Source organism: Vibrio sp. St2 (assembly GCF_947311885.1).
In the GTDB taxonomy this organism is placed as follows: domain Bacteria; phylum Pseudomonadota; class Gammaproteobacteria; order Enterobacterales; family Vibrionaceae; genus Vibrio; species Vibrio coralliilyticus.
The window spans coordinates 265,767-285,031 of record NZ_CAMZNA010000006.1 but is presented as its reverse complement, the minus strand read 5'-3'; the positions used below and the strand labels follow the sequence as shown (position 1 = coordinate 285,031).

The 19,265-nt window shown below is 45.5% G+C and carries 15 protein-coding genes; 4 read left to right on the top strand and 11 right to left on the bottom strand.

Annotation, left to right across the window (positions count from 1 at the left end; genetic code table 11):
• Positions 1-515: 515 nt before the first annotated feature.
• From QMA41_RS18220 to dusA, 7 genes are all read right to left on the bottom strand, one after another.
• A complete protein-coding gene (locus QMA41_RS18220; RefSeq protein WP_038513669.1) occupies positions 516-1,292 on the bottom strand; it encodes a phosphoadenylyl-sulfate reductase in 777 nt (258 codons plus the stop codon).
• Positions 1,285-3,021: an assimilatory sulfite reductase (NADPH) hemoprotein subunit gene (gene cysI, locus QMA41_RS18215; RefSeq protein WP_038513670.1), complete on the bottom strand. Its 1,737-nt coding sequence runs from the start codon at positions 3,019-3,021 to the stop codon at positions 1,285-1,287. Before cysI ends, QMA41_RS18220 begins: the two co-directional genes overlap by 8 nt.
• Positions 3,021-4,880: an assimilatory sulfite reductase (NADPH) flavoprotein subunit gene (locus QMA41_RS18210; RefSeq protein ID WP_281630353.1), complete on the bottom strand. Its 1,860-nt coding sequence runs from the start codon at positions 4,878-4,880 to the stop codon at positions 3,021-3,023. Before QMA41_RS18210 ends, cysI begins: the two co-directional genes overlap by 1 nt.
• 126 nt (positions 4,881-5,006) lie before the next feature.
• Entirely contained in the window at positions 5,007-5,237 is a 231-nt protein-coding gene (locus QMA41_RS18205) for a hypothetical protein (RefSeq protein ID WP_006963181.1), read from the bottom strand.
• 150 nt (positions 5,238-5,387) lie between these two features.
• Positions 5,388-6,062: a TIGR04219 family outer membrane beta-barrel protein gene (locus tag QMA41_RS18200; protein ID WP_281630352.1), complete on the bottom strand. Its 675-nt coding sequence runs from the start codon at positions 6,060-6,062 to the stop codon at positions 5,388-5,390.
• Between the two features lie 91 nt (positions 6,063-6,153).
• Positions 6,154-6,363 carry an envelope stress response protein PspG gene (gene pspG / locus QMA41_RS18195; protein ID WP_006963183.1) on the bottom strand — a complete coding sequence of 70 codons (210 nt, stop codon included), beginning with the start codon at positions 6,361-6,363 and terminating at the stop codon, positions 6,154-6,156.
• A 169-nt stretch (positions 6,364-6,532) separates the two neighbouring features.
• A complete protein-coding gene (gene dusA, locus QMA41_RS18190; RefSeq protein ID WP_171750077.1) occupies positions 6,533-7,534 on the bottom strand; it encodes a tRNA dihydrouridine(20/20a) synthase DusA in 1,002 nt (333 codons plus the stop codon).
• Positions 7,535-8,663: 1,129 nt separating this feature from the next.
• On the opposite strand from dusA, the gene QMA41_RS18185 reads away from it, so the two are divergent.
• From QMA41_RS18185 to QMA41_RS18170, 4 genes are all read left to right on the top strand, one after another.
• On the top strand, positions 8,664-9,701 hold the full coding sequence (locus QMA41_RS18185; RefSeq protein ID WP_281630351.1) for a two-component system response regulator: 1,038 nt from the start codon (positions 8,664-8,666) through the stop codon (positions 9,699-9,701).
• A gap of 21 nt (positions 9,702-9,722) precedes the next feature.
• On the top strand, positions 9,723-13,340 hold the full coding sequence (locus tag QMA41_RS18180; protein ID WP_281630350.1) for a response regulator: 3,618 nt from the start codon (positions 9,723-9,725) through the stop codon (positions 13,338-13,340).
• Positions 13,341-13,506: 166 nt separating this feature from the next.
• Positions 13,507-13,965: a zinc uptake transcriptional repressor Zur gene (gene zur / locus QMA41_RS18175; RefSeq protein WP_029236218.1), complete on the top strand. Its 459-nt coding sequence runs from the start codon at positions 13,507-13,509 to the stop codon at positions 13,963-13,965.
• Between the two features lie 15 nt (positions 13,966-13,980).
• Positions 13,981-14,442 (top strand): chemotaxis protein CheX, encoded by a 462-nt coding sequence (locus tag QMA41_RS18170; RefSeq protein WP_006963190.1) that lies wholly within the window; start codon positions 13,981-13,983, stop codon positions 14,440-14,442.
• Between the two features lie 50 nt (positions 14,443-14,492).
• Here the strand turns inward: QMA41_RS18170 and cysC are convergent, their stop codons facing one another.
• From cysC to cysD, 4 genes are read right to left on the bottom strand one after another with little or no spacing between them, the layout of a single operon-like run.
• Positions 14,493-15,110, bottom strand: coding sequence for an adenylyl-sulfate kinase (cysC, locus tag QMA41_RS18165; RefSeq protein WP_281630349.1), 618 nt, complete (start codon positions 15,108-15,110; stop codon positions 14,493-14,495).
• A 10-nt stretch (positions 15,111-15,120) separates the two neighbouring features.
• Complete coding sequence (locus QMA41_RS18160) at positions 15,121-16,845, bottom strand: SLC13 family permease (RefSeq protein ID WP_281630357.1); 1,725 nt, start codon at positions 16,843-16,845, stop codon at positions 15,121-15,123.
• A 23-nt stretch (positions 16,846-16,868) separates the two neighbouring features.
• Entirely contained in the window at positions 16,869-18,281 is a 1,413-nt protein-coding gene (cysN, locus tag QMA41_RS18155; protein WP_172850953.1) for a sulfate adenylyltransferase subunit CysN, read from the bottom strand.
• An 18-nt stretch (positions 18,282-18,299) separates the two neighbouring features.
• Positions 18,300-19,232, bottom strand: coding sequence for a sulfate adenylyltransferase subunit CysD (gene cysD, locus QMA41_RS18150; protein WP_227495665.1), 933 nt, complete (start codon positions 19,230-19,232; stop codon positions 18,300-18,302).
• Positions 19,233-19,265 lie beyond the last annotated feature (33 nt).

Here is a 19,265-nt window from a genome sequence, read left to right as displayed (position 1 = left end):
AAGTAATGTTTGAATTGACTGTGCTGAATCCGAAGATTCAATGGTCACTTCGTTTCATTGAAACCTAATTTGAAACCGAAGTTTCTAATTGGATTATCATCAACGAGTGCCCACACAGATTGATAGGTTTATATTGTTAAAGAGCGTTCTTCTTTGTGACTCACATCACTTCGGAAGAGGCGGCCATTCTAGCGAGATAAACTGAAGTGTCAAACACTTTTTTAAAATTTATTTCATTTTCTTTTTGGCCTATCGATTTGGCTTAGAACCTTTGTGAACCCTTGCCCTGTCGACAAGGAGGCATTATAGAGATCGGCATCACATTGGCAAGCGATATTTTGAAAAAACTGCAAAAACAACGCTTAACCGTCCAATATTCATCCAAAGCTTTATTTATCCCTATTTACTCATAATATGCTCATAGCTTCACCACAGAGTTATCCACATAACATAATCTAAGGCGCATAAAAAAGACCGCCAAAGCGGTCTTTCTGCACTAATGCTTCAAAATGAAGCTAAATACCTGAGCCATCTTGCTCGCTGTCATCCTCATGGAGCCCACATTCTCGTTTAAGACCAAAGAACCGAGTTTCTTCTTCACTCATTCCAGGTTCCCATTTCTTGGTTGTATGAGTGTCACCAATCGACAAGTATCCTTCATCACGCAATGGATGGTAAGGCAAACCATGTTGCTCTAGGTAATAGTGTACGTCTTTGTTTGTCCAATCGATGATAGGTAAAAACTTAAACACGCCATTTTGAATCGTCAGGATTGGCAGGTTTGCTCGAGACTTAGATTGCTCACGGCGCAGCCCTGAAAACCAAGTACCTACTCTAAGTTCATCCAAAGCACGGCGCATAGGTTCCACTTTGTTTAAGCGATTGTACTTTTCAATTCCCTCTATACCTTTATCCCACAGCTTTCCAAAACTGGCTTCCTGCCATGCTGCACTCTGTTTCGCACGATAGACTTGCAGGTTAAGGTTAAGCTTTTCCGTGAGGTCATCAATAAACTGGTAAGTTTCAGGGAAAAGATAGCCGGTATCTGTCAATATAATCGGGATATCAGACTTAACCTGCGTGACTAAATGCAACATTACCGCAGCCTGAATGCCAAAGCTTGAGGAAACAGCGTGTGTTCCTTCCAGATTTTCTATCGCCCAGGAGACTCTTTCCTGAGCCGTTAGCTTTTCGAGCTCTATGTTAATTTCCGCAAGACGGAGAATTTGCTCCGTCTTCGTTGCCGTTAAGAGCTCTGCTAACTTCGGTTTTGAAGCCACAGAGTTAAGCATAAAAGTCCCTCTTGGAAACAAACACTTCATCGATAATGCCAGCTCTGATCGTGAAGTCACCAAAGCACTCACCGTCGTTACGCTCTTTGGCCCATCGACCGACTAGCTGATCAATCTCTTCTAGAATCTGTTTATCTGTGATGTTTTCTTTATACATCTTAGGTACGCGTGTACCGCCACGGTTACCACCTAGGTGCAAGTTGTAACGGCCAGGCGCTTTACCTACCAAACCAATTTCCGCCAACATCGCACGACCACAGCCATTCGGACAGCCTGTCACACGTAAGATAATGTTGTCTTCTTCTGGCAAGCCGTGTTTTTTGAGTATGCCTTCAACGTCTGTAACAAACTCTGGCAAGAATCGTTCGGCTTCAGCCATTGCCAACGGACAGGTTGGGAACGCAACACACGCCATTGAATTCTTACGCTGCTCACTAACGGTTTCATCCATCAAACCATGTTCAACAGCGATTTTCTCAATCTTCGCTTTGTTGCTCTTGGAGACTCCAGCAACAATCAGGTTCTGGTTCGCCGTCATGCGGAAATCCCCTTTGTGGATTTTCGCTATCTCAGCCACACCTGTTTTAAGAGGCTTACCCGGATAATCCAGCAAGCGACCGTTTTCAATGAATAGAGTCAGGTGATGCTTTCCGTCGATCCCTTCAACCCAGCCGACTCGATCGCCACGTTCAGTAAATTCATACGGACGGCTTTCTTCAAATGCCACTCCAGCACGTTTTTCCACTTCCGCTTTAAAAACATCGCTGCCCACTCGATCGAGCGTGTATTTGGTTTTGGCATTTTTACGATTTGAGCGGTTCCCCCAATCACGCTGGGTAGTGACGACTGCTGCTGCAACATCTAGCGTTTTCTCCAGAGGGATAAATCCGAAATCATCGGCACGTCTTGGGTAAGTAGATGTATCACCATGAGTCATGGCTAAACCACCGCCGACCAATACGTTAAAGCCCACCAACTTGCCATCTTCAGCAATCGCAACAAAGTTAAGGTCATTCGCGTGTACATCGACATCATTTTGTGGCGGTATCACAACGGTAGTTTTGAACTTACGTGGTAAGTAGTTACTGCCCAGAATTGGTTCGTCATCCTGAGTCGTCTCTACCTTATCGCCATCCAACCAGATTTCTGCGTACGCTTTGGTCTTAGGTAAAAGATGCTCACTGATCTTCTTCGCCCACTCGTAAGCCTCTTGGTGTAGCTCCGATTCAACCGGATTTGTAGTACACAATACATTACGGTTCACGTCACCCGCTGTTGCGATGGAGTCGATACCAATGCTATTAAGCGTTTGATGCATCAATTTGATATTTGGCTTTAACACACCGTGGAACTGAAACGTCTGACGCGTCGTTAGACGAATACTTCCATACAGAGAATGCTCTGTTGCGAACTTATCAATCGCTAACCACTGTTCCGGTTTAATAATACCGCCCGGCATACGTGCACGTAGCATTACGTTATGCAGTGGTTCCAGCTTCTGCTTGGTACGCTCATTGCGGATATCACGATCGTCCTGCTGATACATGCCATGGAAACGAATCAGCTGGAAGTTATCTGCAGTAAAGCCACCGGTGATACGATCTTGCAGGTCTTGCTCAATCGTGCCACGTAGGAAATTACTTTCTCTTTTCAGGCGCTCGTTATCCGCAAGGGGCCCTAACTCTTCGCCCAAGACAACCTGTTTATTATTTTCGGTAGAAGCACTCATTAGTAAACATCCCTTTGATAACGTTTCGCTTTGCGGAGTTCGTTGATAAATTCTTCGGCATCATCACGTGATAGTTTGCCGTGCTGCTCTACGACATGAATCAGCGCTTCATGGACATCTTTCGCCATGCGTGTCGCATCACCACAGACATAGATGTACGCTCCTTCCTGAATCCATTGCCATACTTGTTCAGCGTTTTCCAGAATACGATGTTGCACGTAAACTTTTTCTGCTTGGTCGCGGCTGAAGGCCACATCAAGACGATTGAGCAAGCCTGACTTTAGGTGCTTCTGCCATTCAACCTGATAGAGGAAATCTTGGGTAAAGGTGCGATCACCGAAGAATAGCCAGTTCTTACCATCTGCTCCTCGATCATCACGCTCTTGAATAAAGCTTCTGAACGGGGCAATACCAGTACCTGGGCCAATCATGATGACAGGGGTATTGTCATCTTGCGGTAGTTTGAAGTTATTGTTGTGCTCAACGAACACTTTCACTTCTCCGCCTTCTTCTAAACGATGAGAAAGGAAGCTAGACGCGCCACCAAAACGCTTTTCATCTCCCTTGTCATACTCAACAAGGCCAACCGTTAGATGGACTTCTTCGTCCACTTCACTCTGACTAGAAGCAATAGAATAGAGGCGAGGAGTCAATCGGCGCAGCAGACCAACCAGTTCTTCAGCGGATAGTTTGGTTTTCTTCTCTGCCAGAACATCGACCACTTGGGTGTTGGTCGCGTATTCGCGTAGCTTGTCTTTGTCTTCCACCAACTTGAGGAGTTTCTTACTACCCGATAGTTCTGCAAATTTGCTGACAAGCTGAGGGTTTGCTGACGTTATCTCGAACTTACTTACCAGTGCACTGTGGATGGAAATGCTCTCACCATCAACATCAATACTTTCCACACCTGACAACCCTGCTTTGGCTAAGATCGCATTCGCAAGGTCTGAGCTGTTCTCGAACCACACACCAAGTGCATCACCCGGCTGATATGTCAGACCTGAGCCATCCAAATCGATCTCGACATGGCGGACATCTTTACCTGAATCCCGACCAGTAATCTTCTGGCTCGTGAGCAAGGTTGCTGTGTAAGGGTTTTGCTTATTGTATGGCGAATGGCCCGGTGCCGCTTGACCGACTGGTAGTTGAACAACTTCAGCTTCATTACCTGACGCTAACGCTTCTTTGACTTTATCCAGTGCGTTTTGACGCCACTCACTCGCTGGCGCTTCGTAATCAACATCACAGTCAATACGTTCAATAAATGAGGTCGCGCCAAGTTTAGATAGGTAAGAATCGAAATCTTTACCTGTCTGACAGAAGAATTCATAACTCGAGTCACCCAGACCAATCACACCGTATTTCAGGTTTGGTAATTTAGGCGCCTTCTTAGACTGAAGGAATTCATGCAGCTCAATCGCATTATCTGGTGCTTCACCTTCACCGTTGGTAGAGGCAACAATAATGACGTGCGTTTCCTTGGCGAGGTTCTTTCCTTTGTAATCGCTGGCATCAAACAGCTCAACAGCGATTCCTTGGGCCTTGGCTTCTTGCTCCAGAGCTTCAGCAACGCCTTTCGCGTTACCCGTCTGAGAAGCAAAGATAATAGAAAGCTTGCCTGCCGGTTTTGCGGCAACAGCCGCAGCTGCCTGACTAATAGGTGCAGCAGCACCAGTCGTTTGAGGCTGAGCTTGAGATAGCCCCCAAAAATAACCGCTGACCCACGCTAACTGTTGAGATGACAGTTCTGAGACTGTTTGTTGTAGCGTATTCAGTTGTTGATCATTTAAAGGAGCTGCGATTGACGGTAGTTCTTGTGGTGTGTTTCCTTGAGAGGACACGTTCTTGTTCAAAGACATGGTCTCGACATCCCTATTCATTGCGTGATGATAGATTAACCACTCCCTTTAATAACAAGAAAGAATAGAAATGAATGTTTTATAACTTTTGGAATTAAAGAAAGCCGAAAGTTTAAGCAAGTTTGGCTACTTAGCCTCGACACGTACCTGCCTGAAGCCAACAGCCATCGCGGACTTTGAGGCCAAATCCAGATCCAGATAGTGGCACTCTTCCCCATGAGAATCAGTTAATAGCACAAAACCACCACGAGCATGGCGAAACTCAACAATCCAACTCCCTTCCTGAGCAGAAGGTTCAATGATGGCTTCAACTAACTGATTTTCTCTATAAAGATTTCTAAGTTCATTGATAGTCATGAGAATCCTTTCTCTGAAGTTATTGATAAGAACCCTTAATAAGCATGGTCGAAAGACAAAAAACTGCTAAAAGAAAAATGAAGATATAACGAATAGGCATAAAAAAACGCCGCGATATTACGCAGCGTTTTTTGGAAAGACTCTTGCAGTTTAGAAACTGTATTCAGCACCAAGGAAGAAACCGTTCGCCATAATAAAAGGCTTGCCTAGCGTGCTGTCTTCAAGGGTTGGCTTAAATTCATCAGACTCAAGATCAATCACTCGGTAGCCCCCGCGGAAAGTGATTGTGGAATTATTCAGTGGCATTCTATATTGCATACCTGCCATCAGGTCGGTGCTCTTAATACCACTGCTATCACCAAAGTTCATTTCACCGATGATATCAAAGTTCGTGTCTGGCACTGTGATTTCAGCGTAACCATAGAATGCCCACAGCAGCTCGTTAAAATCTTTAGTTTGGCCAGTTTCTGCATTCTTGTACTTTGTATTACTCATATCGCTAAAGGTAATACCCGCATCAAAGTGCAATAGATCGTGTTCCATCACTTGGTAGTAGAGCGTCAGATCCAGCTTATCAAATGCCATGAACTCGTTATCAACGCTGGCTGTTCTGATACGTGCATTCGGCACATACTTAATATCGTGCTCGATCGCCGCATAAATACTTGGAGTAACTTCTTTATCACGGCGGATTTCATTAACTTCTGTGTCCACCCACCATGCTTCAGCACCTACTTTTGCAACTACAGAATCTTCTGCCATTGCTGCTGAACTTGCCATCGACATCGCAGCTGCAGTCATAACCGCCAGTGCTGATTTGTTCATCTAATTTAGCTCCTGAGCTCATTGAGGTTCGAGATGTTGGAGCGATAGTATCACATTCTGCACAGCGGTTAATGTCAAATTCCTGCTCGGATTAACGGTGGCTATACACGTAGTTTTTGAAAAACCAAATACCCACAGCAATAACAATCAACCACGGGATAAGTTTAATCACCGCCCCGACCATACCGAGTAAAACCATCACCATCAAAGCAAAACCCGCCGCAGCAAACACCGTGAACATAGTAAGACCCGTCACCAGCAGCGTTGCAATAAAGACCAATACAAAGATGAGTTCAAACATATCTTTCTCCTTAGTTACCTTTCGCTTTGCAGAAAGTAAGCCAAGTTAAAGAAAAAATATAAGCATCTGATTTTAATAAAATAAAAAAGAGACACTTTATAAAGCGTCTCTTTTATTGATTATCTTAGTTGGTTAAATTCACCAACCAAATACTATTAGGTGGTGAAATTTACACATTCAGCTCTTTAGGAATTTTACTCAGCGCCGTCTCTACCACTTCTATACCAGAACCAGGCTTGTGAGCATTCTCACTAATGTAACGACGCCATTGACGCGCCCCCGGCATATTCTGGAACAAGCCCAACATATGACGAGTAATGTGACCGAGATACGCCCCTTTCTCCAGCTGGCTTTCAATGTACGGATACATCTCTTCCACAACTTGAGTACGCTTCTTAACAGGCTTATCTAATCCAAAGATCTGTTGATCAACCTCCGCCAGAATATAAGGATTCTGATAGGCTTCACGGCCAACCATAACGCCATCAAGGTGCGTCAAATGTTCTTTGGTGTCATCAAGTGTCTTAACGCCACCATTAATAGCAATATTAAGGTGCGCAAAATCTTTCTTCAGCTGGTATGCACGCGGGTAATCGAGAGGTGGAATCTCACGGTTCTCTTTCGGGCTTAAACCCGAAAGCCAAGCTTTGCGCGCGTGAATAGTAAATTGGTCACAGCCGCCCTTCTCGGAAACAATCGATACAAAGTCGGTCAGAAACTCATAAGAGTCTTGGTCATCAATACCGATACGGGTCTTCACCGTAACTGGCACATCCACCACGTCGCGCATTGCAGCGACACATTCTGCCACCAGCTGTGGTTCAGCCATCAGACATGCACCAAAGCGACCGTTTTGCACACGGTCAGATGGGCAACCAACGTTTAGGTTGATTTCATCGTAGCCACGCTCTTGCGCCAATTTCGCACACGTCGCCAAATCCTGAGGGTTTGAGCCACCTAACTGAAGTGCCACCGGGTGCTCTTCTTGGTTATACGCAAGAAAATCACCTTTACCGTGAATAATCGCACCCGTCGTCACCATTTCGGTATAGAGCAAAGTTTCGCTCGTCAGCAGTCGATGGAAGTAACGACAATGTCTGTCAGTCCAGTCGAGCATGGGTGCTATGGAAAAGCGGTTGGCCGCATATTTACTAGTATTGTCAGGTTTCATAAGGTGTTACTCGAAATCTTACTACCACAGCTATATATGAATATTCACGCCCACAGATCATAGTAATCTTGCGCTAATGCGATACTCAGCATGGAGTGGTCAAAAATAATCCGGCGATTATACACAGAGAATCAAAAACATTCAGGAAAAAAGAACTCGCTAGAACCTACGGAAATAGAAGGGTTAGAGAGTTCGTACACCCGAACTCACACCAAAACAATCCGCAGCAAGATACTTACTTCTCGATAGATTTATTGGAGAGACTGATCTTTGGGAAAAAACAATCAGCACATCGTTAGACTGTTTTTGGCTGCGGCGCTGCCAAAGTCGAAAGTTACCATCTAAGAACGAGTAACCTAGTCAAACACTGTTAGACAAAAAAAAGCTGGCCCAAAAGTGAGTTGGAGGCCAGCACCGTTCCATGAAGCAAATGAAATGATTGACAAATTACCCATAGGGACTTTTATCGTAGATGAATAAAATATGAAATCAATTTCATATTTTATTTTTCCTGTACACATCGCAAGCTTTTGCGTGCCGCCCCTAGGTTTAGAGTAATTAGCCCACACTCACCACTTTCGATATGTGATCTGGTTCAATCCAAACTATGTTTAAAATTCACGCAAAAAAAAGCTGGCCCTTGGAGTTGGCAGCCAGCGTAAATGTTTGAATTGAAAATGAAAGATACATGAATGTTACAGTTTCATATCGTCCCGGTTAAGGACAGATGCAACCATACGGTAAGGAAAATACTAACTCAAGCGCATATAGGGGTATATATGGCTCAGAAACGATGTTTTTGCCGTTTTCACTACTCACCACACAATTAGATAGCATTTAACTGATTGAAAACATTAGACTAATAAAAACAAACTTATCTATTAAGGTTTTGAGAAACAACCACTTTTGAGCTGTTCTCTACGCATTTCGTAAGATCGAAAATGGAGAGTGTACTGATAGGGTAATTTTCCAAATTCTGAGCAAGAGTTTATCGGCAAACTTGTACGTACATCACTGTTCAATCATTAGACTCATCTGATTAGCTGATTAACGCTGCAACTATTTATAAATATTCACTATTCTATCTGTTGAAGCATATTAAGAGCGCATAGTAGAAGGATTTACTCGTATGGCCTCTGATCCATTAGACAAACCAAGCATACTGGTGGTCGATGATATCCCAGACAATATCCATACTTTGTCTGGCATTCTTTCCGATGAATTTAAAATCAAAGCAGCCACTAGCGGTGCGAAAGCTCTCAAGATTGCCAACAGCTCTCCTCGGCCTCATTTGATCTTGCTCGATATCATGATGCCGGAAATGGACGGCTACGAAGTGTGCTCGATTCTAAAGTCCAACCCTTTAACTTCCGATATTCCCGTGATCTTTGTAACAGCCAAGGCAGAAGTGGTCGATGAGCAGAAAGGCTTCGAGATGGGAGCAGTCGACTACATTACCAAACCTGTCAGCCCACCAATCGTTAAGGCTCGGGTGAAAACACACATCGCACTGTACGATCAAAATTTGGCGTTATCAGTTCAAGTAAAACAAAGAACCGAACAATTGGAGCGCAGCCGCCTCGAAATCATTCAACGCTTAGGCCGAGCTGCTGAATATAAAGACAATGAGACAGGCATGCACGTTGTTCGCATGAGTCATTATTCACGTATTCTTGCTGAGCAGTTGGATGTCAGTAAACGCTGGGTCGAACTTGTCTTCCAAGCATCTCCCATGCATGACATCGGAAAAATCGGTATCCCCGATAACATTTTAGGCAAGCCCGGTAAGCTAGATGGTGATGAATGGACGGTGATGCAAAAACACGTCAACTTCGGCGCAGACATTATCGGAGAAAGTGATTCACTCCTGTTGCAAATGGCGAAAGAGATTGCTCTTTATCACCATGAAAAGTGGGATGGCAGTGGCTACCCTCATGGTACTCAAGGAGAAGCGATCCCTTTAAGTGCTCGCATTGTAGCCATAGCGGACGTGTTCGATGCCCTAACCAGTGAACGCCCATACAAAAAAGCGTGGCCAGTTGAAGATGCCGTGGCACTGCTTAAAGAAGGTGCAGGCGCGCATTTTGACCCCAACTTAGTTCCTATTTTCATCAGTCAGCTAGATGAAATCCTCAAAATCAAAGAATCCTTTAAAGACGAATTTTAAGTGCTTCGGCTAAGGTAGAGAATGAATCAAGTACAGAACTATGCGCTCGACTCTAAGCGCATTCTTACCGGCTTTGTTATTGCTTCTGTGATGTTACTGATTGCCGGTAGCATTGGCTGGATGAGCCTTAACCAGCGCTTTAATACAGTCGATCAGTACGCGAGTAATGCCCAGCTATTATCGACCTTAGACAGCGTTAAGATGCTCGAGCAAAGCTATATTCGTCTGCCTCAGGATGAGGTCTCTGATGACATTTATCGCCAGATAGATATAGCTCAGACGTTATCAGACGTTGTTATCGCCAATGGTATTGATGCACAGATTACCGACTTGCTTGCGGATTATCGTCAGGACTTTACCCAGTACATAGCGCTCAGTCAGAGTGAAACCACGACGCGTGAAGAAATGACCATCATTGCCGAGGAGGCTGCCGATACCATTGATGTCATTCAGCAGTTGCATGAAGACTTCGTTGAAAACGGTATCATGAGTATTGAGGAGCTTAGAGAGCAAGTAGATGAAGATTCTGATAACGCGATTCGTGCTCACTGGCTTGTGGGATTAATTGCAAACTCACAAAACCACCAGAAATCATACGTGCTTAGTAAAGACCAACAGGAGCTTAACCAAGCACAGTTTGAACTGAAGAAAATCGACCAACTCATCACCTTACTCGATGGCAAGCTGACCGAGCAAACCAGTGTGAATAAACTGATTCTGGTCAACAATGCTAAAAATCGTTATCTCACCTCACTCGTCCAGCTAAGAAGCTGGTCTAATATTGGTGAAAAGCTCCAGCAAAGCATTCTCAATCAAGTAAACCGTTCTGGGGACGAGCTGGCACGCTCAGCCACCGACTTACGTAACCATCTTCAGGATATTCTCCGAGCATCGCAGCAAGCCGTTTCCAGTACTCAAATCGCTATTAGTGAGCGTCTGGCTGTCAGCTCTAATCTACTTGTTCTTCAATCTTCGATCAGTGAAGCACAACAACTCGATCGCGACTATTCACTGTCACTTTCACCAACGCGCCAGCAGGCGATTGCTGACCAAGTAAATGATTATCTAGAATATTCACTGCGTCTTCTCGATAGCCTGTCAGCTCAAGTACCAACCGATGAAGAAAAGATCAATGTCGACAAAATACAAACACTGACTAACAGCTACTACACGCTGTTCAATCAATTAACTTCAGCACGCAGTATTACCTCACAGCAGATCGCCCAGTTGGAAACAACATACGAGCAGCTACAGTCGTTCATTCAGCCCGTTTACCAAGAACAGCTCAATACGGTAGAAAATTCCGGTGCGATTGCCAGCTATCTGGCGATTGGTGGCGGTATCTTTGTGGTGACTTTACTGCTGCTGGGTTTACTCGCAAATAAATCTCACGCAGCACTAGAGCGTTTTGCAGATAAGCTGGCATTAGCAAGAGATGACGCAGATGCAGCAAACAAAGCAAAGTCAGACTTCTTGGCTAACATGAGCCACGAGATCCGCACACCAATGAATGCCATTATCGGCATGAGCTATCTTGCACTCAAAACGGACCTTTCCAAGGCTCAACGTAATTACATTCAGAAAGTGAAGCTTTCCGCCGATTCCCTGCTCGGTTTGATCAACGATATCTTAGACTTCTCAAAGATCGAAGCGGGCAAACTGGATATCGAAAACGTCGACTTCCACCTAGAGAATGTTCTCGACAATATTTCCAATCTCGTTGGTTTACGCGCATCTGAACGCGGGCTGGAATTATTGATCCATATTGATCGCGACGTACCAACTGCGCTAGTTGGCGATCCTCTCCGCCTGGGGCAGATCCTAATTAACCTAGCCAACAACGCGGTGAAATTTACTGAACAAGGTGAGATCAAAGTTAGCATTGCTCTGGAAAAGAAAGACGGTAACGATATCACCCTCAAATTCTCGGTGACTGATAGCGGTATTGGCATGACACCAGAGCAGTGTAATAAGCTATTCAACAAGTTTACTCAGGCCGATAGTTCAACCACACGCAAATATGGCGGTACCGGACTTGGGTTGGCGATCAGCAAAGAGCTTTGTCAGTTGATGGGCGGTGACATTGGTGTCACAAGCGAACAAGGTAAAGGATCGACGTTCAGCTTCACCGTTCAATTAGGTGTCAGCCATGCCTTGAAACAAGAACAATTGTTGGTCCCGAAAGAACTCGGTCAACTGAAAATTCTGGTGGTCGATGATAATGCCAGCGCAAGGCTGATTGTGGAAGATATTCTCGAATCCCTACAGTTTGAAACCATCAGCGTTACCAATGTTGATAGTGCGCTTGATGAGTTAGAAGAAGCCATCACCAACAAACAACCTTATGATTTGGTGATTTCTGACTGGCAGATGCCGGTCAAAGACGGCATCGATTTAGCAGAAATCATGTGGGACAGGCTGGCTGAGCGTGAGCAACCAAAACTCTTAATGCTGACGGCTTATGGTCGTGAAGAACTGACCGATGCATTTATCAATCGCCAGTTAACGCCACCATCAATCTTAGATAAGCCAGTCACCTCTTCACATCTGTTCGATGCCATAGTGACACTTTATGGCGTTGAGGGCAGTCGCGTAAGCCGGAGCGATGTCGAAGAGCAGACACAACTTGCCAATGCCCAACAACTGGCTGGCGCTCAGTTGCTGCTGGTCGAAGACAATGAGATTAACCAAGAGCTAGCCACTGAGCTACTTGAGGGCCAACAAGTACATGTCACGATTGCTGAAAATGGTCAGGTAGCGATCGACCTGTATAAGAGCCATGACTTCGATGGCATTTTAATGGACTGTCAGATGCCAGTCATGGATGGCTATGAAGCCACGGAATTTATACGTCAAAAACTGGATGATAAACAAATTCCAATCATCGCTATGACGGCTAACGTCATGGAACGCGATAAAGAAAAAGCGAAGAATGCGGGTATGAATGACATCATCGCTAAACCGATTGATGTCGGTGCGATGTTCAGTACTTTGGCGAAATGGATTACACCTAAACATCCACAACAACTGGTGGCAGGAGCGGAACACTCTACTGAGCAAGTCCCCAACATTGCCGGTCTTGATATTACTTCAGGCCTAACCCGTGCGAGTGGTAATGCCGATTTGTACACCAAACTCATTCTGCGCTTTGCCAGCACTTATGCCGATACCAACGCTGTGGAAACCGCTGTAACCGATGAAGACAGTGCTACACGCAAACGCAATATTCACTCTCTCAAAGGGGTTGCGGGCAATATAGGGGCGACTTCGCTGCACGAGCTTTGCCAAGAGCTGGAACACGACAGCACAAATCAAGACTTACGCCAAAGAATGCTTAAATCACTCACCGCACTGGTCGAGAATATCCACGCCAGCGAACTCCACAGTGAAAAACCTGCGGTATCTTCTGCAAATGGTATTTTCAATCAGGATTTGTTTGATCAGCTCAAACAAGCCATAGATGAAAACGACACTCAGGCACTGTCTATTATGGAAGATATTGCATCAAGCTCTTCGGTTGGGTTGTCTGAATCTGACTTCGCCCAGCTAAATAATGCGTTGGAAGAGTTTGATTTTGACTTAGGGCAGGAGATTTTATCCAACAGAGCGCACAAAGTGAGTAATACCAATGCGCCGTAGCAGTATCGTTTTATTAACAGATAAGGTAACTTATAACACTCAAAGCAGATCCAGTTACCGTAACCGCGATTCGATAGGTTAACTCACTGACTGTATTATCAGAAAATGCCTCTTGATAAACGAAATCCATCAAGAAATGGTATATTATTACTAAAGTCCAATGGTTATGGTGAAAAATTTGGACCACAAGCTAATAAAGCAGATTGAAGAAATGTGTGCAGCGCGGGGAGTAAGACTAACTCCTCAAAGAAAGAGGGTTTTTGAGCTAATTTGTTCCAGCCCTAAAGCATCAAGTGCATACGAATTACTGGAAGAGCTAAAGAAAAGTGAACCGCAAGCGAAGCCACCAACAGTGTATCGCGCACTCGACTTTCTCTTAGAGCAAGGGTTTATCCATCGTGTTGAATCCACCAACAGTTTTATTCAATGCAGCTCTTGCAATGCTCATAAGCACTACTCACATTTACTGATTTGCGACAAGTGCAGCAATGTTATTGAACTTCAAGATGATAGTTTGGTAGCCTTACTGAAGAATAACGCTGAAAAACATGGCTTTACGATCACAAACCACGTGATTGAATCTCATGGAGTTTGTCAGTCATGTTCAAATGAACAGACGGAATAAGAATAGAAGAAGATTATGCGCGCTGAATTTGTAAACCCGTTTTTAGCTTCTCTGATGAACGTTCTAAAAACGATGGCTTCTCTGGAATTGAAGCCACAGAAACCTCGAGTGAAAAAAGATGAGATTGCTCGCGGTGATGTTTCAGGTTTAATTGGGATGGTAGGTCAGCAGACACGCGGTTCTATGTCTATCACATTTGATGAAAATCTGGCTCTGGAAATCATGCAGAACATGTTAGGTGAACGCCCTAACGGTCTAAATGACGAAATTACCGACATGGTGGGTGAAATCACTAACATGGTCGCTGGTGGCGCAAAACGTATCCTTTCTGAAAGCGGCTTCGATTTCGATATGGCAACACCAATCGTAGTATCAGGCAAGGGCCACACTATCCGCCACAAATGTGAAGGCGCGATCATCATCATGCCATTCACATCTCAATGGGGTAACGCGTTTATCGAAATTTGTTTCGAATAAGTCGTACCTTGCAAATAAAGAAAAAGCTTCCCTTGGGAAGCTTTTTTGATTTATGCAATGACGTTTCTCTGCTTAAGCGCGGTTAAGCAATCTTCCACCAGCGCATCAATGGATTTCTCACCCGCAAGTAAGTCAATCTCAGGAGCTAGTGGCGCTTCGTACTCAGAATCAATGCCAGTGAAATTAGCAATCTCTCCCGCGCGAGCTTTTTTGTATAGCCCTTTAGGATCCCGCTGCTCGCACACTTCCAATGATGTATTGACGAAGACTTCGAGAAACTCCCCCTCTGGCAGTAAATCTCTTACCAGTTGACGCTCAGCACGATGCGGTGAAATGAAAGCCGACAAAACAATTAAGCCTGCATCAGCCATCAGTTTGGCTAACTCACCAATACGGCGGATATTCTCACGGCGATCCTGCTCGGAGAAGCCTAGATCACTGCACAAACCATGGCGCACATTGTCACCATCGAGTAGGTAAGTGTGGTAGCCCTGCTCTGCCAGTTTGTTTTCTAAGGCTCCTGCGACCGTCGATTTCCCTGCGCCAGATAAACCTGTGAACCAAAGCACAACCGGTTTTTGTTGCTTTAGTTCGGCTCTGAAAGCCTTATCAATATTATGCTGATGCCAAACAATGTTTTCATCTTTGGTCGGCGTTTCCGTGGTCATAATTCTGTCCTTAAAACGGGAAAAATTGAGGAATCAAAGCCAATACCAGCACCGAGTAAACGATGGAAACTGGAATACCAACTCTGATGTAATCTGCAAGCTTATAGTTACCTACGCTGTAAACGAGTAAGTTGGTTTGATAACCATAAGGTGAAATAAAGCTGGCACTGGCACCAAACAGCACCGCCATAATGAATGGCATTGGGTCGACGCCATACCCCATTGCCATACTGTAGCCAAGCGGAAAGGCCAGTGCTGCAGCAGCATTATTGGTCACCAGCTCGGTCAGTATTAGGGTAAAGAGGTAAGTCGCTACCAAAGCTCCAAATGCCCCCCAACCATTGAATGTTTCCATAAACATCGCACCCAATGTGGCGGACAAGCCAGAGGACATCATCAGTTGGGCGATGGATAAGGCAGAGCCGACAATCACAACGATATCGACAGGAAAACGACGTCTAAGCTCTCCCATCTGGATGACACCAAAAAATAGTGCTGCAAGAAGGAATACCGACAAGCCTTTAATCAGCGGGAAGACATTCAGCAACGCAGCAGCAATTACGCCTGCAAACCCGAGCAGCACTAGACTAGATTTATTCGCATCAAGGCGAGCGCTCGAATCCAAGTCATTCACCAAAACAAACTCTTTGCGGTGCGCCTTGCGCTCCTGCTCAAAGCGTTTACCTGGCACCAAGACTAAGGTATCACCGGCATTGAGTTCTATGTTACCCAATCCACCCTGCAGCCTTTCGTGGCCACGACGAATTGCGACCACAACCGCATCAAAGCGATCACGAAAATGACTGGACTTGAGGGTCTTGTTACAGAAGCTAGCTGAAGAGCTCACCACCACTTCAACAAAGCTCTGACCGTTAAGGTGGTGCTGACCAAACAGCGTTAGTCCCTGAATTTCCTGCAGTGTGGCTACGCTTTCAATATCACCACAGAACAATAAGCGATCTTTGGCCTGCAAAACAAAATCTGGTTCCACCGATGCCATGGTTTTGCCACCACGTATCACTTCAGCTAGAAACAGTTTTCTCAATGCACGCAGGTTGTTTTCGCTGATACTTCGCCCCACCAAAGGTGAGCCTGGCTCCACAATCGCTTCAAGAAAATAAGGCAACTCTTCCTGATTTTGATCTTCATAGTTCGGAAGTAAATAGCTCAGAGGGATCAAGATCAACAGACCTGCTACCAGTACAGACAATCCGATCATAGTTGGAGTAAAAAAGCCAAGACCTGGGAGTCCTGCATCTTCTACAAAGCTATTGATGATCAAGTTGGTTGACGTACCGATCAAGGTCAATGTACCGCCAAGAATCGCCGCATAAGAGAGTGGGATAAGCAGCTTAGAAGGAGCATGGGACTGGTTACGCTTGATGGCGCCGATCAAAGAGACAACCACAGCGGTATTGTTGGTGAACGACGACAGAAATGCCGTCGACAAACCAAGCTTCGCAACAACTGTACCAAGCTTGCCCGTCGATAAAGAACGACTGACCCAGCTGATCAGTCTGGTTTTTTCCAACGCGCTGGAGGCAAGAATCAGCAGCACCAGCGTTAACAGAGAGGAATTAGTAAAGTTAGTGGCAACATCGCCAAGTTCAATCATGCCAGCGAGAAACGCTATGAACGCCGCGCCTGCAAATATAAAACTTGGCTTAATTCGTGTTGTGATCAGGCACGTAACGATACCCAACAACACTGCCAACACGAATCCTTGCTGCCACATCATACTCTACCTGCTCCGCTCGGTTAGATTTTCGCATCCCACTCAGGGAAGTGTTTAAGAATCAGAGCTTTTAACTCAGTTTCAAAAGCACCCATACGCTCCTGAGGAGAACGTTGACGCTCAGCCAGAGCATCACGCACCAAACCCGCACCTACGGTCACGTTAGTCAGGCGATCGATGATAATGAAACCACCGGTATCCTGCACGGCATCGTAGTTGTCGATGGCGACCGACTCATTCAATGTCCACTCACACAAACCAATACCATTCAGTGGTAGCTCTTCCGCCTTGTGCATAGACAGGTTGTTGATGTCGTACTGATGACGAATAGCTTCAACGCGGCCTACAGTCTTCTTGCCCGCAATTTTCACATCGTAATCACGGCCGGCCTGCAATGGCTGTTCTGTCATCCACACCACATCAGCAAGTAGCCGGTTACTTGACTCAACTTGAGCATGTTCAAGTACGATCAAATCACCACGACTGATATCGATCTCATCTTCCAATGTCAGCGTCACCGCAAGGCCTGCTTGAGCTTGTTCTAGGTCGCCATCAAAAGTCACAATACGCGCCACTTTCGAACTCTTACCTGAAGGCAGAGCTTTAATGCGGTCACCCACTTTGACATTGCCTGAGGCAATCGTGCCCGCAAAACCACGGAAGTCGAGGTTTGGACGATTGACATATTGGACAGGGAAACGGAAGTCCCCCTCTTCTTTAATCTGGTCAACATCGACGTTTTCTAGAAGATCGAGTAAAGACGGCCCTTCAAACCAACTCAGGTTATCACTCGCCTCCACCACATTGTCGCCCTCTAGCGCAGACAGTGGAATAATCTGAATATCGGTTTCACCTTGGAGGTTTTCTGAAAACGACAGGTACTCGTCACGGATCTCTTCAAAGCGTTGTTGCGAATACTCCACCAGATCCATCTTGTTCACTGCCACTACAAAGTGCTTAAGGCCAAGCAAGTTTGAGATGAAAGAGTGACGACGAGTTTGATCCAATACTCCTTTACGCGCATCAATCAAAATGACCGCAAGATCACAGGTCGAAGCGCCTGTCGCCATGTTACGCGTGTACTGCTCATGCCCCGGCGTGTCGGCAATGATGAACTTACGCTTCTGGGTAGAGAAATAGCGATACGCAACATCAATCGTAATCCCCTGCTCACGTTCGGCCTGCAAACCATCAACCAACAACGCTAGGTCTGGACGTTCGCCGGTGGTGCCGACGCGCTGACTATCCGAATGAACGGCGGCCAACTGATCTTCATAAATTTGCTTTGAGTCGTGGAGTAGACGACCAATCAATGTACTTTTACCATCATCTACTGAACCACATGTGAGGAATCTAAGTAGCGATTTGTGTTGATGCTGAGTCAGGTAACCTTCGATACCAAGTTCAGCTAATTGAGCTTCAACTGCACTGTTCATAATCTTTCCTTAGATCCTTTAGAAATAACCTTGTCGTTTCTTCAATTCCATCGATCCCGACTGATCGTGGTCGATCGCACGGCCTTGTCGTTCGCTCGATGTCGCAACCAGCATTTCTTCAATAATGCCCGTTAGTGTATTGGCGTCTGATTCAATCGCACCGGTCAGCGGGTAGCACCCTAAAGTACGGAAACGGACGTTTTTCTCTTCAATCACTTCGCCTGGTTGTAGCTTCATTCGCTCATCGTCCACCATGATCAGCATGCCATCACGCTCAACGACTGGGCGCTTATCAGCTAGGTAAAGTGGAACAATTTCGATGTTCTCTAGATAGATGTATTGCCAGATATCCAGCTCAGTCCAGTTGGATAGTGGGAACACACGAATGCTTTCACCTTTGTTGATCTGGCCGTTGTAGGTACGCCATAACTCAGGACGCTGATTCTTCGGATCCCATGTATGATTCTTGTCACGGAAAGAATAGACACGCTCTTTCGCACGAGATTTCTCTTCATCGCGGCGCGCACCACCAAACGCTGCATCAAAACCATACTTATTCAACGCTTGTTTAAGACCTTGAGTTTTCATGATGTCAGTATGCTTGGACGAGCCATGTTCGAATGGGCTGCATCCCATCGCAAGACCTTCTGGGTTCTTATGAACCAAAAGCTCAAAGCCGTATTTTTCTGCAGTTTTGTCGCGGAATTTGATCATCTCCTTAAACTTCCAGTCGGTATCAACGTGAAGTAGAGGAAACGGGATCTTACCTGGGTAAAAAGCCTTACGAGCAAGATGCAGCATGACTGAGGAGTCTTTACCGATGGAGTACATCATCACCGGATTATCAAACTCTGCGGCAACTTCGCGGATAATATGAATACTTTCCGCTTCTAGCTGCTTGAGATGGGTTAAACGTTCTTGGTCCATGTTAGTGCTTCCTTTGCGGCTCACTGGGAGCGTCTGACAAATTCTAAATAAATGGGC